Source organism: Methylobacterium sp. UNC300MFChir4.1 (assembly GCF_900110155.1).
Lineage (GTDB): Bacteria > Pseudomonadota > Alphaproteobacteria > Rhizobiales > Beijerinckiaceae > Methylobacterium.
Genome location: NZ_FOCS01000024.1, coordinates 28,662 through 44,173 on the forward strand (window position 1 = coordinate 28,662; position 15,512 = coordinate 44,173).

16 protein-coding genes are annotated in these 15,512 nt (G+C 71.7%); 6 read left to right on the plus strand and 10 right to left on the minus strand.

Translation table 11 applies throughout. The features are described from left to right. Positions 1-11 precede the first annotated feature (11 nt). From BMY19_RS24635 to BMY19_RS24660, 6 genes are all read right to left on the minus strand, one after another. On the minus strand, positions 12-887 hold the full coding sequence (locus tag BMY19_RS24635; protein WP_100253241.1) for a bifunctional helix-turn-helix transcriptional regulator/GNAT family N-acetyltransferase: 876 nt from the start codon (positions 885-887) through the stop codon (positions 12-14). Positions 888-919: 32 nt separating this feature from the next. Then, the gene (gene hpnK, locus BMY19_RS24640; protein ID WP_100253242.1) at positions 920-1,762 is read right to left on the minus strand and encodes a hopanoid biosynthesis-associated protein HpnK; all 843 of its coding nucleotides are present in this window, start codon (positions 1,760-1,762) and stop codon (positions 920-922) included. Positions 1,763-1,883: 121 nt separating this feature from the next. Next, a complete protein-coding gene (hpnJ, locus tag BMY19_RS24645; RefSeq protein ID WP_100253243.1) occupies positions 1,884-3,317 on the minus strand; it encodes a hopanoid biosynthesis associated radical SAM protein HpnJ in 1,434 nt (477 codons plus the stop codon). A 57-nt stretch (positions 3,318-3,374) separates the two neighbouring features. Next, positions 3,375-4,583 (minus strand): bacteriohopanetetrol glucosamine biosynthesis glycosyltransferase HpnI, encoded by a 1,209-nt coding sequence (gene hpnI / locus BMY19_RS24650; protein ID WP_100253244.1) that lies wholly within the window; start codon positions 4,581-4,583, stop codon positions 3,375-3,377. Between the two features lie 86 nt (positions 4,584-4,669). Further along, positions 4,670-5,293: an MlaC/ttg2D family ABC transporter substrate-binding protein gene (locus BMY19_RS24655; protein WP_020095306.1), complete on the minus strand. Its 624-nt coding sequence runs from the start codon at positions 5,291-5,293 to the stop codon at positions 4,670-4,672. Next, complete coding sequence (locus tag BMY19_RS24660) at positions 5,284-6,396, minus strand: flippase-like domain-containing protein (RefSeq protein ID WP_056529590.1); 1,113 nt, start codon at positions 6,394-6,396, stop codon at positions 5,284-5,286. The genes BMY19_RS24655 and BMY19_RS24660 overlap by 10 nt, the downstream gene beginning before the upstream one ends. A 210-nt stretch (positions 6,397-6,606) precedes the next feature. On the opposite strand from BMY19_RS24660, the gene BMY19_RS24665 reads away from it, so the two are divergent. Then, positions 6,607-7,782, plus strand: coding sequence for an amidinotransferase (locus tag BMY19_RS24665; protein ID WP_020095308.1), 1,176 nt, complete (start codon positions 6,607-6,609; stop codon positions 7,780-7,782). Positions 7,783-7,857: 75 nt separating this feature from the next. On the opposite strand, the gene BMY19_RS24670 is transcribed toward BMY19_RS24665, so the two are convergent. Then, complete coding sequence (locus tag BMY19_RS24670; RefSeq protein WP_100253245.1) at positions 7,858-8,868, minus strand: alpha/beta fold hydrolase; 1,011 nt, start codon at positions 8,866-8,868, stop codon at positions 7,858-7,860. A gap of 181 nt (positions 8,869-9,049) precedes the next feature. Between BMY19_RS24670 and BMY19_RS24675 the strand changes: the two genes are divergently transcribed. Together BMY19_RS24675 and kdsA are read left to right on the plus strand one after the other, a co-directional pair. After that, entirely contained in the window at positions 9,050-9,538 is a 489-nt protein-coding gene (locus BMY19_RS24675; protein WP_100253246.1) for a hypothetical protein, read from the plus strand. Between the two features lie 10 nt (positions 9,539-9,548). Further along, positions 9,549-10,403, plus strand: coding sequence for a 3-deoxy-8-phosphooctulonate synthase (kdsA, locus tag BMY19_RS24680; protein ID WP_100253247.1), 855 nt, complete (start codon positions 9,549-9,551; stop codon positions 10,401-10,403). A 5-nt stretch (positions 10,404-10,408) separates the two neighbouring features. Here the strand turns inward: kdsA and BMY19_RS24685 are convergent, their stop codons facing one another. Continuing rightward, positions 10,409-11,083 (minus strand): class I SAM-dependent methyltransferase, encoded by a 675-nt coding sequence (locus BMY19_RS24685; RefSeq protein WP_100253248.1) that lies wholly within the window; start codon positions 11,081-11,083, stop codon positions 10,409-10,411. Positions 11,084-11,399: 316 nt separating this feature from the next. Here BMY19_RS24685 and BMY19_RS24690 point away from each other — a divergent pair, with 316 nt between their 5' ends. Continuing rightward, positions 11,400-11,738 (plus strand): hypothetical protein, encoded by a 339-nt coding sequence (locus tag BMY19_RS24690; RefSeq protein WP_012317985.1) that lies wholly within the window; start codon positions 11,400-11,402, stop codon positions 11,736-11,738. Positions 11,739-11,802: 64 nt separating this feature from the next. Here BMY19_RS24690 and queF read toward each other — a convergent pair whose 3' ends face one another. Continuing rightward, the gene (queF, locus tag BMY19_RS24695) at positions 11,803-12,255 is read right to left on the minus strand and encodes a preQ(1) synthase (RefSeq protein WP_100253249.1); all 453 of its coding nucleotides are present in this window, start codon (positions 12,253-12,255) and stop codon (positions 11,803-11,805) included. A 195-nt stretch (positions 12,256-12,450) separates the two neighbouring features. On the opposite strand from queF, the gene eno reads away from it, so the two are divergent. Further along, positions 12,451-13,740, plus strand: a complete 1,290-nt coding sequence (gene eno, locus BMY19_RS24700; RefSeq protein ID WP_100253250.1) for a phosphopyruvate hydratase — start codon at positions 12,451-12,453, stop codon at positions 13,738-13,740. Positions 13,741-13,844: 104 nt separating this feature from the next. Further along, the gene (locus BMY19_RS24705; protein ID WP_280141643.1) at positions 13,845-14,141 is read left to right on the plus strand and encodes a DUF3574 domain-containing protein; all 297 of its coding nucleotides are present in this window, start codon (positions 13,845-13,847) and stop codon (positions 14,139-14,141) included. 69 nt (positions 14,142-14,210) lie between these two features. Here the strand turns inward: BMY19_RS24705 and BMY19_RS24710 are convergent, their stop codons facing one another. After that, positions 14,211-15,413 (minus strand): adenylate/guanylate cyclase domain-containing protein, encoded by a 1,203-nt coding sequence (locus BMY19_RS24710; RefSeq protein ID WP_100253251.1) that lies wholly within the window; start codon positions 15,411-15,413, stop codon positions 14,211-14,213. Positions 15,414-15,512 lie beyond the last annotated feature (99 nt).

The following is a 15,512-nucleotide window of genomic DNA, read 5'->3' on the forward strand; positions in this document are numbered from 1 at the left end:
TTCGGAGGGCCTCAGAGGGCCTTCTCGAAGAAGTGGTCCGGATAGGGATCGTCGTTGAAGCGGTCGATCTCCACCCAGCCCGACCGCCGGTAGAGCGCCAGGGCCTCAGGGAGGGCGCTGTTGGTGTCGAGCCGCAGCGTCCGGATCCCGAGGTCGCGGGCGGCGGACTCGGCCTCCCGCATCAGCCGCCTGGCGAGGCCCAGCCCGCGCGCCGCGGGATCGACCCAGAGCCGCTTGATCTCCGCCACCGCGCCGCCGCTCCCCTTGAGCCCGACGCATCCGACCGGCAGCCCGTCGGCGCACGCGAGCAGGAACACGCCGCGCGGCCGCACCATGGCGGCGGCCTCCGGGTCGCACGACAAGGCGACGTCGAACCCGCCGGCAAACCGGGTCGCGAGCTCGGCGTAGTAGGCGGCGAGGCAGGCGCGGGCGCCCGCGTCTGTCGGGTCGGCCTCCCGGATCGCGATGGCGTCGCGGCCGAGGGCCAGGGTGACCCGGTCCATGGCGTGCAGCAGCGCGTCCACCTGCGGTGCGCGCTCCAGCAGGGCGACGGCGCGGGCATCCGACAGCGCCTCGTAGGCCGCGAACTCGCGCCGCCCGGCCTCGGTCAGGGAGGCGACCCGGCGGCGGGCATCCGCGGGGTGCGGCGCGGTCGCCACCAGCCCCTCCTCCTCCAGGCTCCGCAGGAGACGGCTCATCAGGCCGGAATCGAGACCGAGATAGGCGCGGATCTCGCCGATCTCCGTGCGGCCCGCGCCGACGGCGTTCAGGACCCGCGCCGCGCCCAGGGGACGGCCGCGACCGAGGAACGAGGAATCGAGCGCGCCGACCTCGGCGGTGACCGCGCGGGCGAAGCGGCGGACGCGGGCGATCTCGGCAGGTTCCATGTTATCTGACTAAAGTCAGGTAACGACCTGGGTCAACCGAGGAAGTCGGAGAACCCGCCGCGGGCGGCGCCCGACGCGTCGGCGGCCGACCGGGATGCGGGGGCGATCAGGGCGTCGCGCTCGTCGGCGTAGCGGTAGCCCGGCGCCTCGCCGGGGAAGCCGCCGGCGGTGGCCGGATGGGTGTAGAGCTCGGTCAGGCCGTCCGGAAGTTCGGCCAGCAGGGCCGCGACACGGGCGGGCGTCATGGCGCCGGACCACGCGAGGCCGAGGGTGCGGTCGGGGATCAGCAGCCCGGCCTGCCGGGCGCGGACGGCGAGCAGCGCCGCCCAGGGCGCGATGTCGAGGGCGGCTCGCGGCCGCGCGCCGGGCTCGGCGCGGCGCAGGATCTCCCGCGGCTCACGGGGCACCCGCAGGGCGCGCATCCCGAAGTCGCGGCCGACGCGCAGCACCGCCCCGGCGATCAGCGGGTGGACGTGGAAGTGCTTGTGGGCGTTGACGTGGTCGAGCGGCAGGCCGGTGGCCCGGTAGGCCTCGAACTGCGCCCGGATCTCGGCGGCGAGCTGGCGCCGGGCCGCGGGCCTGCGGGCGAAGTCGAGGCCGAGGCGGGCCATATCGGCCCGCATCAGGCCGGCCTCATCCGTCAGGTCGGGAAGCTGTTCCGCCGGCAGGGTCGGCCACGCCTCCACGAGGACGAGGTGCAGCCCGACCCGCAGGGACGGCATCCGCCGGGCCCGCGCTACGGCGTCGGCGGCGGCCGGCGCCGAGACCATCAGGCTCGCCGCCGTGAGGATCCCGTCGCGATGGGCCTGCTCGACGGCCTCGTTGACCTCGGGGCTCAGCCCGAAATCATCCGCGGTGACGACCAGACGCTTCACGGTAACCTCGTAACGGGTGTCGAGAGGGCTCGCCCTCTCGCGGGTCCAGGGCGGAGCCCTGGAAGAGGGGCGGGGCTCTGCCCCGCTCCCCGCCGGGGCCGCAGGCCCCGGACCCCTGACTTCAGGCCGCCTTGGCGGTGCCCTGACGCTCCTTGAGGAAGCGGTAAAACTCGACGCCCTCGCGCAGGCGGCGCTTCATCATGTCGGGCGAGCGCACCATCTCGCTGACGATCGAGGCGATCTTCGGCGCCCGGAAATAGAACTTCTTGTAGAACTCCTCGACCGAGGTGAAGATCTCGGTGTGCGAGAGGTGCGGGTAGTGCAGCGGCGCGACCTGCACGCCGTTCTCGTCGACGAGCTCAGCGTTCTCGATGTCGAGCCAGCCGTTCTCCACCGCCTGCTTGTACAGGAAGGTGCCCGGGTAGGGCGCCGCCAGCGAGACCTGGATCGTGTGCGGGTTGATCCGCTTGGCGAAGTTGATCGTCTCCTGGATCGTCTCCTTCGTCTCGCCCGGCAGGCCGAGGATGAAGGTGCCGTGGATGGCGATGCCCAGGTCGTGGCAATCCTTGGTGAACTTCTCGGCGACCTCGACCCGCATGCCCTTCTTGATGTTGTGCAGGATCTGCTGGTTGCCGGACTCGTAGCCGACCAGCAGCAGGCGCAGGCCGTTCTCCTTGAGCACCTTCAGGGTCTCGCGCGGCACGTTCGCCTTGGCGTTGCACGACCACGTGACGCCGAGCTTGCCGAGCTCGCGGGCGATCTCCTCCGCGCGCGGCAGGTTGTCGGTGAAGGTGTCGTCGTCGAAGAAGAACTCCTTGGTCTGCGGGAACTCCTTCAGGCAGTACTTGATCTCCTCGATCACGTGCGCGACCGAGCGGGTGCGGTAGGTGTGGCCGCCAACCGTCTGCGGCCACAGGCAGAAGGTGCAGCGGCTCTTGCAGCCCCGGCCGGAGTAGAACGAGATGTAGGGGTGCTTCAGGTAACCGATGAAGTACTTCTCCATCTCCAGGTCGCGCTTGTAGACGCTGGTGACGAAGGGCAGCTGGTCCATGTCGGTCATGATCTCGCGGTCCTCGTTGTGGACCACGACACCGTTGGCGTCGCGATAGGACAGCCCCTTGATCTCCGACATCGGGACGCCGTCGGCGACCTCCTTGACGGTGAAGTCGAACTCGTTGCGGGCGCAGAAATCGACCACCGCGGCCTGGGCCATCGCGCCGGCGGCGTCGACCGCGACCTTGGCGCCGATCAGGCCTGCGATGAGCTTCGGGTTGGCGGCCTTGAGCGCCTCGATCGTCTTCACGTCGGACTTGAACGACGGCACCGAGGTGTGGAGCACGACGAGGTCGAAGTCGTTGGCCTGCGCCACGATCTCGGCGAGCTTGATGTTGTGCGGCGGCGCGTCGATCAGCTTCGAGTTCGGCACCAGGGCGGCCGGCTGGGCCAGCCAGGTCGGGTACCAGAACGACTTGATCTCGCGCTTGGCCTGGTAACGGGAGCCGGCACCGCCGTCGAAACCGTCGAAGGTGGGGGCCTGGAGGAAGAGCGTGCGCATGGGGTTCAAGGCCTCAGGGCAATGCCGGGGGAGGGGCGGAGGACGAGGGAGCCGGGTTCAGCGGAGCGGCGCGCCGGCATCGCGGCCGAGTTCGGCGTCCGGGATCAGGGTGCCATCCGCAACCACGTGATAATCGTGACCTTTCCATGTCACCGCCCCCGACACGAAGGCCCAGGAGAAGTTCAGGAAGGAGAGGATGTCGCGGATCGGCAACAGTCCGTAGGGGTGCGGGGCGAGGCCGAAGGCCCGCTCCAGCTGCCGGCAAAGCAGCACGCGGCTCGCCAGCGCCGCGGCGGCGACCCAGAGGGCGCCGGTGCCGGCGCCGGGCAGGAGCGCGCCCAGCAGCGCGAGCGGGAAGGCGTGGGTGACGATCGAGCCGGCGTAGCCCGCCGGGTCGACGGTGCGGATCGTCCGGTTCCAGCGCAGCTCGTGCCGCCACAGGCCGGAGAGATCGGTGTCGACGCTGGTGTGGCCGATCGTGAAGCTCGGGATCACCACGCGGCCGCCGAGGCCGCGCAGGGCGGCGCCGATGGCGTAATCGTCCGCCAGATCGTTGCGGAAGGTGCGGAAGCCGCCGACCGCCTCCAGGCTCGCCCGGGTGAAGGCCACGGTGGAGCCGAAGCAGGGCTTCGCCAGACCGAGGCTCAGGCCCATCACGACGTTGGGCAGGAAGTGGGTGTCGATCGCGAGCGTCGAGAGCTGGTCGTACAGGCCCCGGAAGGCCGGGACCCCGTGGTACAAGCAGGTGACGCCGGTGACGCCGTCCTGGGACAGCTCCGCGACGAGGCGCTCGAGGTAGTCGGGCCCCACCACCATGTCGCTGTCGGCCAGCACCACCACGTCGTGGGCGATGGCCTCGGCCATGTTGATCAGGTTCGAGACCTTGCGGTTCGATCCGTGCTGCCGGCCGTCGATCACGAGGTCGATGCGGGCCTCGGGATAGGCCTGCTGCAGGCGCTCGACCACGCCGATCGCGGGATCGGTGGGCTTCTGGACGCCGAGCAGGACCTGGACCGGCCCGGCGTAGTCCTGGCGCAGCACGGTCTCGAGATTCGCGTAGAGATTGGGCTCGAGGCCACAGAGCGGCTTCAGCACGGTCACGGAGGGCCGCGTCGCGCCGGCGGGCAGCACCGGCGGGCGGCGGCCCGCGTAGCGGCCCGCGCAGATGGCGGCGGCCAGCCCGTAGACGCAGCCCGCCGCCGCCAGGATCAGGCAGAGCAGCGAGAGCCACGAGAGGCCGAGCAGCGCCAGGGAGGAGACATCCATCCGGTCGGATCCGTGCGATCGTCCGGCCGCCGAGGCGGCGATGGCCGCGAACGGCCGGTTCAGGTCGGCGCAGGCGCCGGCGCCGCTCAGGGCGTCGGCTTGGCCGCGAGCATGCCGTCGGCCCGCGCCCGGAGGAACTTCACGACGCCGTCGGCGCCCCCGGACTTCAGCGGCGCCGACAGGGCGTTCCGCTGCGCGGCGATCTCGCTGACGTCGCCGTTGAGCAGGACGTCCTGGATGCGGTTGTCGGCGTTGACGACGAAGTCCACGGCGGAATCGTCGCCGTCCGCGGCGGTGACGCGGGTCGGCACCACGCGCTGGGCGCCCCGCTCCTCGACCTTCGGCGTCACGTCGAACTTGCCGCCGGCGGCGCGGGCCAGGCGGTTGGCGTAGGTCACGGTCAGGCTGCGCTTGAAGGCGTCGATCACCGCCGCCTGCTGCTCCGGGGTGAAGCTCGACCATTTCGAGCCCACCGCGATGCGGGTCATGGCGGGGAAGTCGAACGCCTTGTCGAGCGCGGGGCCGACGGCCTCGACCCGGGCCGGCAGGGGGCCGGGCCCGTCCTTCAGCGCGGCCGAGAAGGCGGCGTAGAGGTCGCGCACGGTCTGAACGGCCGGATCGTCCGCGGCCCGTGACGGGGCCGGGACGAGCAGGGTCAGGGCCAAGGGAGCGGCGATGAGGGCGGCCGCGAGCCGGCGGGTCAGGCGCACTTCTTCAACTCCTCGCCGTCGCCGAGCCGCGCCCCCATGCGCGGCGGGGCGTAACTGTAGAACGGGCCGAGGGTGGCGGGCTGCGCGACCCTCTTGGCCTTGCGCCCGGCCTCCGGCGCAGGCTCGCGCTCCTCTTCCTCGGGCGCCTCGGACCGGAGCCTGGACTCGATCCGGTGCCAGAGCAGGAGGCTCGGGAGCCCGACGCCGAGATCGGCGAAGCGCTTGACCAGCGACAGGGCGAGCGCCGCCTCGGCCGGGATATTGAACAGGCCGCACAGGGCGATCAGTCCGCCCTCCTGCGCGCCCAGGGCGCCGGGCACCGCGAAGGCCGCGCCGCGCACGGCCTGGGCGAGGCTCTCGATCATGAGCGCCTGCGCGAAGTCGATCGGGTAGCCCATGAACCGCAGGCAGACATAGACCTCGAGCGTGCCGATCACCCAGCCGGCGAGGTGGACCACCAGGGCCAACGCGAAGCGACCGTGGTTGCCGTAGAGCCGGCGCAGGCTGTCGTAGAGCTGGTCGATGGCGCCGAAGGCCCGCCACTCGCGCCCGGAGGCGAAGCGGCTGAGCAGCGCCTGGATCAGGCGATGACCGGCCTTGCGCTGGATCAGGTAGAAGGCGCCGAGCGCCGGGACCGCCAGGGCCAGCCCGCCCTCGACCGTGTGGGCGATCGGTCCGTCACCGGAGATCAGGACCAGTAGGGCGAGGCCGGCCACCGTGAACAGGAGCTGCGTCAGCGCCTGGGTCATCAGGTCGACGAACATGCTGGCGCCCGCGAGCGCGCCCGGAACGTTGCGCTTCGACAGGAGACGGGCACCGACGAAGTCACCACCGACGGTGGCAACGGGCAGCAGCGTGTTGATGCCCTCGCGGACGAAGCGGAGCGAGATGCAATCGGCGAGCTTGGTCGCGCCGGCGGGGAACACGACGTACCAGCCGAGCCCCGCCCAGGCGACGGCCACGAAGCGCGCGAGCACCACCAGGGCGGCGCCCCAGCCGGCGCTCACGACGGCGGCCGACACATCCTCCAGGCCGGAGGACATGAACAGGCCGACGACCGTGCACAGACCGGCGATCGAGGCCAAGGTCGTCAGGCGCTTCATTGTCGTCTTTCAAGCTCGCGTAAGGCTTGATGCGGGAAATCGGTCACGGTCGCGGCAGAAATAGGTCCATCGGCCCGGGAACGTTTCTGTCACGTTGCAGCACGGATTAGCGGTGTCTATCACCCGTTTGACACACCGAGGGCCAAAGCGGCGGCGGGGCTGAGAAGCCCGCGCAGAAGGCCGCGGCACGTCGCAGAAGGGGCACACGTCATGGAGCGCGAATCACCGATCACGGCCCTGGAGGCCGTGACCGACGACACGCATGCGGGCGGCTTTCCGGGCGGGACCGGACCGGGCGTGCCGGCTCCCCAGTCGCCGGTGATGGCCTGGAACGAGTGGGATCCGCTGGAGGAGGTCATCGTCGGCTCGCTCGACGGCGCCACGATCCCGACTCACCACCTGACGGTGATCTTCAACCTGCCGCGCGCCGCGCAGCCGTTCTACCGGCTGGCGAGCGGCTGGAAGTATCCGAAGTTCATGAAGAAGCTCGCCCAGGCCGAGCTCGACAACTTCATCACCATCCTGGCCGGCGAGGGCGTGAAGGTCCGCCGTCCCGACGCGGTGGACTTCTCGAAGAAGTTCAAGGCGCCGCGCTGGTCCTCCCGCGGCTTCTGCGTCGCCTGCCCGCGCGATCCGTACCTCGTCATCGGCGACGAGATCATCGAGAGCCCGATGTGCTGGCGCTCGCGCTACTTCGAGGGCGACGCCTACCGGTCGCTGTTCAAGGAGTATTTCCGCGCCGGCGCCCGCTGGACCTCCGCGCCGCGCCCGCAGCTGACCGACGACCTCTACAACTACGATTACCGGGTGCCGAACCTGAAGGCCGGCGAGCCCATGCAGTTCACGGTCAACGAGTTCGAGCCGGTCTTCGACGCCGCCGACTTCGTCCGCTGCGGCCGCGACCTGTTCGTGACCCGCTCGAACGTGACCAACCTGATGGGCATCGAGTGGCTGCGCCGCCACCTCGGCCCGGGCTTCCGCATCCACGAGATCGAGAGCCGCTGCCCGCAGCCGATGCACATCGACTCGTCGTTCATGCCGCTCGCCCCCGGCAAGGTTCTGGTGAACCCGGACTACGTCGACGTCGAGAAGCTCCCGGCCGTGCTCAAGAAGTGGGACGTGCTGGTCGCCCCGCGCCCCGACCCGGTCGAGGGCTTCATGAGCAAGATCTCGATGTGCTCGCCCTGGACCTCGATCAACGTCCTGGCGATCACCGAGAAGAAGATCGTCGTCGACCAGAGCCAGCCGACGCTGATCAAGGCCCTGAAGGACTGGGGCTTCGACCCGATCCCGGCGCCGTTCCTCAGCTACGGCCCGTTCGGCGGCTCGTTCCACTGCGCGACCCTCGACGTCCGCCGCCGGGGCGTGCTGAAGTCCTACTTCTAGGATCGAGGCGCCGGGCACGCCGTCGTCCCGGGGCGCCGCGAGCGCCCCGGGACGACGGAGGACGGCGCGCGGCGCCTAGCGCGCCGCGATCCCGGCGATCAGCGCCGCATTGAACCCCTCCGGGTCCGACATCTGCGGCGCGTGGCCGAGATCCGGGAACGCCACGAGCCGCGCGCCCGGGATGGCCCTGGCGGCCGCCTTGCCGAGTTCGGGATAGTTGCCGAGGCTCGCCCGCACCTCGGGCGGCGCGAGGTCCTTGCCGATCGCCGTGTTGTCCTTCTGGCCGATCAGGAGCAGCGTCGGCACCGCGATCTGCGGGAACCGGTAGACCACCGGCTGGGTGAGGATCATGTCGTAGAGCAGGGCCGAGTCCCAGGCGACCGCCTCCTTGCCGGGGCCGTTGTTGAGGCCCGCGAGCATCGTGACCCAGGGCTCGTAGCGGGGCTCCCAGGCTCCGGCGTAGTAGGTCGCCGTCTCGTAGGCCCGGATCGAGGCCGCCGTCACCTTCAGCTCGCGCTGGTACCACTGCTCCACCGAGGTCGGCGGCACGCCCTTGGCGGCCCAGTCCTCCAGGCCGATCGGGTTGACCAGCACGAGCTGCTCCACCGCCTTGGGGTAGAGCAGGGCGTAGTGGGCCGCCAGCATGCCGCCCGTCGAGTGGCCGACCAGGATCGGCCGCTCGATCCCGAGCTTGTCCAGGAGCGCGCGGGTGTTCTCGGCGAGCTGCCGGAAGGTGAACTGGTAGGCCGCCGGCTTGCTCGACTTGCAGAAGCCGATCTGGTCCGGCGCGATGACCCGGTACCCGGCGGCGCTGAGGGCCCGGATCTGGCTCTCCCAGGTGGCGGCGCAGAAGTTCTTGCCGTGCAGCAGAACGGCGGTCCGGCCGTTCGGCGTCGCCGGCCGGACGTCGAGATAGGCCATCTGCAGGGGCTGGTGCTGCGACGTGAACGGGAACCGCTCCACCGGGAACGGGTAGGCGAAGCCCTCGAGTTCGGGCCCGTAGGTCGGCTGCTGCGGCGGCTCTGCGGAAGCGTGCCCGGCCGGCACCAGGGCCAGCAGGACGGAAGCGAGGAGGGTTCGAAGCATGGCCGCGTCGGAGCCTGATCTGCGAGCGGCGTGCGGCGCCGCGCCGCCCGCTCAGATCGGTCATCCGGCTGTTCCTGTCCACGTCCCGCGGAGCGGCGCGGCTTCGCGCCCGCCGCAGGGCGCGCTATCTCCCGGGCGCGCTATATGCCGGGCGCGACCGTCTCCCGCCGCGGATGTCCCGATGCTGCGCCTCACCGCCCTGACCGCCCTCGCCGGCGCGCTCCTCCTCGGGCCGGCCCCGGCCCGGGCGGCGGATGCCTGCGACGTCCTCGCCGCGCGGGTGATCCGCACCACCGGCGCCTCCCTGGCCGGCCGGGCCGGCCCCGTCGCGGTGTTCCGGGCGCAGGATGCCGAGCGGCTGAGCCTCGATTGCCGCGCCCCCGCCCGGATCACCGTGGCCTCCCGCGAGCGCGAGCCGGCGCCGGCCTACTTCGTCCTGATCGGCCGCGCCGCGCAGGCGCTCGCCGGGGCGGACGCCGCCGCGGTCGAGGTGCTGGCGCTCAACCTCCACCAGGCCAGCCTGCTGGCCGATGCCCCGCGCCGGGGTGGCGCCGGCCGGATCCTGATGCTGTGCGAGACCGGCCCGCGCGCGGACGCCCTCCGAGACGACCGCACGGTCTGCCGGGTCGCGCCCCGGCCCGGGCTTTCGTGGATCCGCCGCGCGGGCTAGACCGGCCGGCATGTCGAAGATCGAGACACCCGGCCCCGTCGTCCAAGTCGGCGACGCGCGCTTCGCCAACCACCTGCCGCTGACGCTGATCGCCGGCCCGTGCCAGCTCGAGGGGCGCCAGCACGCCCTGGAGATCGCCGCCGCCCTCAAGGAGATGGCCGCGGGTCTGGGCGTCGGCCTCGTGTTCAAGACCTCCTTCGACAAGGCCAACCGCACCTCGGGCAGCGCCGCCCGGGGCATCGGCCTCGACGGGGCGCTCCCGGTCTTCGCCGAGATCCGCGAGACCCTCGGGCTGCCGGTGCTGACCGACGTGCACGCCGCCGAGCAGTGCGCCCCCGCCGCCGAGGCGGTGGACGTGCTCCAGATCCCCGCCTTCCTGTGCCGCCAGACCGACCTGCTGCTGGCCGCCGCCGCCACCGGCCGGGCGGTCAACATCAAGAAGGGCCAGTTCCTGGCGCCCTGGGACATGAAGCACGTCGCCGCCAAGGTGACGGAGGCGGGCAACCCCAACGTCATCGTCACCGAGCGCGGCGCCTCGTTCGGCTACAACACCCTGGTCTCGGACATGCGCAGCCTGCCGATCATGGCGCAGGTCACGCAGGGCGCGCCGGTGGTGTTCGACGCCACCCACTCGGTGCAGCAGCCCGGCGGGCAGGGGGCGAGCTCCGGCGGCCAGCGGGAATTCGTCGCCGTCCTCGCCCGCGCCGCCGTGGCGGTGGGCGTGGCGGGCGTTTTCATCGAGACCCATCCCGACCCCGACCGGGCGCCCTCCGACGGCCCCAACATGGTGGCGCTGAGGGACATGCCGGCCCTGCTCGAGGAACTCCTCGCCTTCGACCGCCTCGCCAAGCGCCGGGCCGCCTGACCGGCTCAGGCGGCCGCCGGCTCCAGGACGTGGATCCGCAGGGGCTGGACGAGGCCGAACTGCCCGTCGGCCTCGCACGCGGCGGCCTTGAGGAAGGCCTCCTCGACCACGGAGCGCCGGTCCCGGATGGTAGCCTCGCGCGCCGGGTCCACGGCGCTGACGCGGGCGAGGAAGGCGTCGAGCGAGTCGAAGCGCTCGCGCCGCGTGATCGTCGCGTCGCGGCGGCACGCGTAGGCGCCGCGGGCGAGGGCGGCCGCGATGGCGTCCTGGGCGGCGGCGCGGATTGCGGTCTCGTCCTCGATCGGCCGCAGGGCGTCGAAGAAGCTGCCCTCCGCCAGGGGCTCCACCACGACGAGCAGCCCGCCCGGGGCCAGGACGCGGGCCGCCTCGGCGAGGGCCGCCGCCGGGTCCGGGACGTGGTGGAGGGAATTCAGCATCACGGCGCCGTCGAAGCTGGCGTCCGGGAAGGGCAGGGCCTCGCCGGTCGCGGCCTCGAAGCGCGCCTCCGGCACGGCGGCCCGCGCCCGGGCGAGCGCCTCGGCGCCGGGATCGATCCCGGTGACACGCGCGCCCGCGTCGACCAGCCGCCGCGCGAGCGTCCCGGCGCCGCACCCGATATCGACGACCCGCTTGCCGGCCAGCGGCGCGAGGCTCTCGCGGATCAGGGTCAGGGCATCCATCGTCGGTCCTCCCGGCCGATCCGTAGCACGCCCGACCCGCGGCGGGGCGGATTTCCATCTCCGGGACCGGCCGTCCGCCGCGCCGGCCCGCCGCGGCGTTTCAGGTGTTCCCGAAGACTCACCGCAAGAGTTCGAGCGGTTCCGGAAGAGCCGCACCCAAGCTTGACCGCACTCGTCGAAGCGGCGGCTACGCTGAACAACGGTTCATAATCCCGACTGGGTGCGGATCCGCACGCAAGTCCGGCGTGAAATCTGGAACTGTCCGGATGCGGCCACGTTATTGGGCATGTTCGATCAGGGATCGAGAAGGAACACTATGCGCAAGATCGGTATCATCGCCACTGCCGCCGCCATGGCTCTCGGCAGTGTTGCCGTCACCACGAGCGCCGAGGCGCGGCCTTACGGCTACCACGGCGGCTACGGCGGCTACGGTCACGGCTACTACCGCGGCCGTCGCGGCATCGGCACCGGCGCCGCCATCGGCCTCGGCATCGCCGGCCTCGCGGCAGGTGCGATCGCCGCGGGCGCGGCCCGCGACAGCTACTACGGCGGCGGCTACGGCTACGCCCCGTCCTACGGCTACGGCTACGCCCCGGTTTACGGCGGCTACGGCTACGCCGCTCCGGGCTACGGCTACTACGGCTACGGCTACTGAGATCGGAGATCCGGGAGGATCGGGGGCGACCGGCGCGAGCCGGTCGCCCTTTTCGTTGGTTCGGTCAGCGTCCGCGATAGGGCGGCACGCCCGGGTCCGGCAGCCACGCGTTCTTCGGCAGTTCGCCCGTCTGCCAGAAGACGTCGATCGGGATTCCGCCGCGGGGATACCAGAACCCGCCGATTCGCAGGTAGCGCGGTTCAAGCAGGTCGCGGAGCCGCTTGCCGATCGCCACCGTGCAATCCTCGTGGAATGCTCCGTGGTTGCGGAACGCCCCCAGGTAGAGCTTCAGTGACTTCGACTCCACCAGCCAGTCACCGGGCACGTAGTCGATCACCAGGATCGCGAAATCCGGCTGCCCGGTGACCGGGCAGATCGAGGTGAATTCCGGCGCGGTGAACCGGGCGACGTAGTCGGTGTCCGCGTGCGGGTTCGGGACCCGGTCGAGCCGCGCCTCCTCGGGCGAGGTGGGAAGGGGCGTCGGCTGGCCGAGCTGGAGATCGTCGGGAGAGGTCATGGCCGGCCATATAGAGCCTGCCGGCGCCGCGCGCATCCGCCTGATCCGCGACGCTTTCCCGGCAGGACCCGGCTGTGCGCCGTCCGTCCCGGCGCTTGCCGCCGGCCGCGGCTTGACGGATAAGCCGCCGCGATGCGCCGCACCCTCCGATTGGGGCGCGGTCGCCGACCCGCGGCCCCCGCGAGAGGACGTTCCATGACCGCGATCACCAATATCAGCGCCCGCGAGATCCTCGACAGCCGCGGCAACCCCACGGTCGAGGTCGACGTCATCCTGGAGGACGGCTCCTTCGGCCGCGCCGCGGTGCCGTCGGGGGCCTCCACGGGCGCCCACGAGGCGGTGGAGCTGCGCGACGGCGACAAGAATCGCTTCCTCGGCAAGGGCGTGCTGAAGGCGGTCGAGGCGGCCCAGACCGAGATCCTCGACGCGATCGGCGGCATGGAGGCCGAGGATCAGGTCGCGGTCGACGAGGCGATGATCGAGCTCGACGGCACGCCCAACAAGGCCCGCCTCGGCGCCAACGCGATCCTCGGCGTGTCGCTGGCGGTGGCCAAGGCCGCGGCCGAGGCCTCGGGCCTGCCGCTCTACCGCTACGTCGGCGGCGTGCAGGGCCGGGTCCTGCCGGTGCCGATGATGAACATCATCAACGGCGGCGCGCACGCCGACAACCCGATCGACTTCCAGGAATTCATGATCATGCCGGTGGGCGCCGATTCGCTCGCCGAGGCCGTGCGCATGGGCTCCGAGGTGTTCCACACCCTCAAGGGCAAGCTGAAGAAGGCCGGCCACAACACCAATGTCGGCGACGAGGGCGGCTTCGCCCCGAATCTGCCGTCGGCCGAGGCCGCCCTCGACTTCGTGATGGACGCGATCAGCGCCGCCGGCTTCAAGCCGGGCCAGGACATGGCGATCGCCCTCGACTGCGCCGCCACCGAGTTCTTCAAGGACGGCGCCTACGCCTACGAGGGCGAGGGCAAGACCCGCACCATCGAGGCGCAGGTCGACTACCTCGCCCAGCTCGTCGCCACCTACCCGATCGTCTCGATCGAGGACGGCATGTCGGAGGATGACTGGGCCGGCTGGAAGCTCCTGACCGACAAGATCGGCGACCGCTGCCAGCTCGTGGGCGACGACCTGTTCGTCACCAACGTCGAGCGCCTGTCCCGCGGCATCGCCGAGGGGACGGCCAACTCGATCCTGATCAAGGTCAACCAGATCGGCTCGCTCACCGAGACCCTGGCGGCGGTCGATATGGCCCAGCGCGCCGGCTACACCGCGGTGATGTCGCACCGCTCGGGCGAGACCGAGGACTCGACCATCGCGGACCTCGCGGTCGCGACCAATTGCGGGCAGATCAAGACCGGCTCGCTCGCCCGCTCGGACAGACTGGCCAAGTACAACCAGCTGATCCGCATCGAGGAGGGCCTGGGCCCGCAGGCACTCTACGCCGGCCCGTCGGCGCTCAAGCAGCTCGCCCGCCGCTGATCGGTAAGATCCTGCTGGCCGGCCTGCTCGGTATCGGGGCGGCCGGCCCGGCCCGCGCGGACCCGCTCTGCGACGGTGCCCGCCCGACGCTCAGCGCGCAGCTGCTGTTCGGCCTGTCGCGGCCGGACGGCGGCCGCGTCTCGGGCGCGGCCTTCGACCGGTTCCTGGCCGAGCGGATCGCCCCGCGGTTCCCGGACGGGCTGACCGTGTTCGCCGGCCGGGGCCAGTGGCGCGGGCCGGACGGACGCATCGTCCGCGAGGCCGCCCGCATCGTCCTGATCGTCACCGAACCGACGCCCGAAGCGGTCGCCGCCCTGCGTGAGATCCGGGAGGCCTACCGGCGCCGCTTCGTGCAGGGCGCGGTCGGGCTGGTGCTCCAGCGGAGCTGCGCGCTGTTCTGACGACGTCAGCGCGGCGCCTCCCACTTTGTTCCGGGGCGCCGCAGGCGAGCCCGGAAGACGGCGCTCGCCTCAGGTCATCGCCGCACCGGACGACTCCCTCGGCACGGTCCAGACCCGCATCGGCCGCGACAGGCCCCGCAACTCGATCGTCCCGACCGGCTCCAGCCGCCGGGCGCACCGCTCGGCGAAGGAGTCCGACACGAGGAGGTCGTGGCCGAGGGCGGCGCACTGGCTCTCGATCCGGCTCGCCTCGTTGACCGCCCGTCCGATGATCGTGAAGTCGAGGCGCCGCTCGGTCCCAACATTGCCGTACATCACCGTCCCGAAATGCACGACGCCCTCGGCCGGCAGCTCCGGCAGCCCCTCGGCGCGGCGGCGGGCGTTGAGCGCCGCGTTGGCGGCGAGCCCCTCGATCGCGGCGTCGAGGGCGGCCCCGCAGACCGGGCAGGGGAGGGTGTCGGCGTCCGGGACCGGGAAGATCGCCAGGAAGCCGTCGCCGAGGAATTTCAGGATCTCGCCGCCGTGCCGCGCCACCGGGTCGCCGAGGGCGTCGAAATGCTCGTTGAGCCACGTGACGATGTCGGCCGGATCCACCCGGTCGGCCAGGGCCGTGAAGCCGCGCAGGTCGGTCAGCAGGATCGCCGCCGGCACGGCCCGCCCCTCGCCCCTCCGGATCTGCCCGTCGAGGATGCGCTCGGCGGTGGATCGGCCGAGATAGGTGGCCGAGACTTCCCGGAACGTGTGGGCGAGGCCCATCTTGGCCATCGCCAGCGTCAGGAACGGCAGGACACCGGCGATCGCCGCGAGGTCCGCCTCGGTGAAGCCGGCGGCGGCGCGGGTGCAGAACGAGACCGCGATGCCGCGCAGCGCGGTGCCGGGGGCGAATTCGGCGATGTGCAGCACGTAGTCGACGCCGCCCTGCGCCCCGAGGGCCTTCAGGACCGGAAAGTCGACGGCCAGCCCGGGCGCGTCGAGGCGCCAGCGGCCGAAGGTCTCGCCCGTCTCCACGAGGGCGTAGACGGGGCTCAGGAGCCAGTCGCTCTCCTCGTCGGCGCCGTGGGCGTTGGCGACGAAGGACATGCCCTCGCCCGCGTGCCAGTTGAGGCTGACGCCGCGCAGCGTCGGGTCCAGGGCCGGCGCCATGACGCTGACCCGCCAGACGGGGAGGCCGGCCTCGACCAGCGACTCGCAGAAGCCCGAGAGCAGGGTGTCGTGGTCGTCGGTCGCCGTGGCGTGCGCGGCGATCCAGCGTCCCAGATGCGTCAGGTCCATGCCTCAGGCTCGCCCCTGTTCGTCCCGGCCGCGGTCCGGCCCCGTCGCGGTCCTGCCCCGACCGCGGCGCGGTCGAAAAGAACCGTTAACCTTTCCGAG

What these genes read in the sequence shown, in the direction of transcription:
- BMY19_RS24635 (WP_100253241.1), bottom strand. Translation starts at nt 887, where the DNA reads ATGGAACCTGCCGAGATCGCCCGCGTCCGCCGCTTCGCCCGCGCGGTC.
- hpnJ (WP_100253243.1), bottom strand. Translation starts at nt 3,317, where the DNA reads ATGCGCACGCTCTTCCTCCAGGCCCCCACCTTCGACGGTTTCGACGGC.
- hpnI (WP_100253244.1), bottom strand. Translation starts at nt 4,583, where the DNA reads ATGGATGTCTCCTCCCTGGCGCTGCTCGGCCTCTCGTGGCTCTCGCTG.
- BMY19_RS24660 (WP_056529590.1), bottom strand. Translation starts at nt 6,396, where the DNA reads ATGAAGCGCCTGACGACCTTGGCCTCGATCGCCGGTCTGTGCACGGTC.
- BMY19_RS24665 (WP_020095308.1), top strand. Translation starts at nt 6,607, where the DNA reads ATGGAGCGCGAATCACCGATCACGGCCCTGGAGGCCGTGACCGACGAC.
- BMY19_RS24670 (WP_100253245.1), bottom strand. Translation starts at nt 8,868, where the DNA reads ATGCTTCGAACCCTCCTCGCTTCCGTCCTGCTGGCCCTGGTGCCGGCC.
- BMY19_RS24675 (WP_100253246.1), top strand. Translation starts at nt 9,050, where the DNA reads ATGCTGCGCCTCACCGCCCTGACCGCCCTCGCCGGCGCGCTCCTCCTC.
- kdsA (WP_100253247.1), top strand. Translation starts at nt 9,549, where the DNA reads ATGTCGAAGATCGAGACACCCGGCCCCGTCGTCCAAGTCGGCGACGCG.
- BMY19_RS24685 (WP_100253248.1), bottom strand. Translation starts at nt 11,083, where the DNA reads ATGGATGCCCTGACCCTGATCCGCGAGAGCCTCGCGCCGCTGGCCGGC.
- BMY19_RS24690 (WP_012317985.1), top strand. Translation starts at nt 11,400, where the DNA reads ATGCGCAAGATCGGTATCATCGCCACTGCCGCCGCCATGGCTCTCGGC.
- queF (WP_100253249.1), bottom strand. Translation starts at nt 12,255, where the DNA reads ATGACCTCTCCCGACGATCTCCAGCTCGGCCAGCCGACGCCCCTTCCC.
- eno (WP_100253250.1), top strand. Translation starts at nt 12,451, where the DNA reads ATGACCGCGATCACCAATATCAGCGCCCGCGAGATCCTCGACAGCCGC.
- BMY19_RS24710 (WP_100253251.1), bottom strand. Translation starts at nt 15,413, where the DNA reads ATGGACCTGACGCATCTGGGACGCTGGATCGCCGCGCACGCCACGGCG.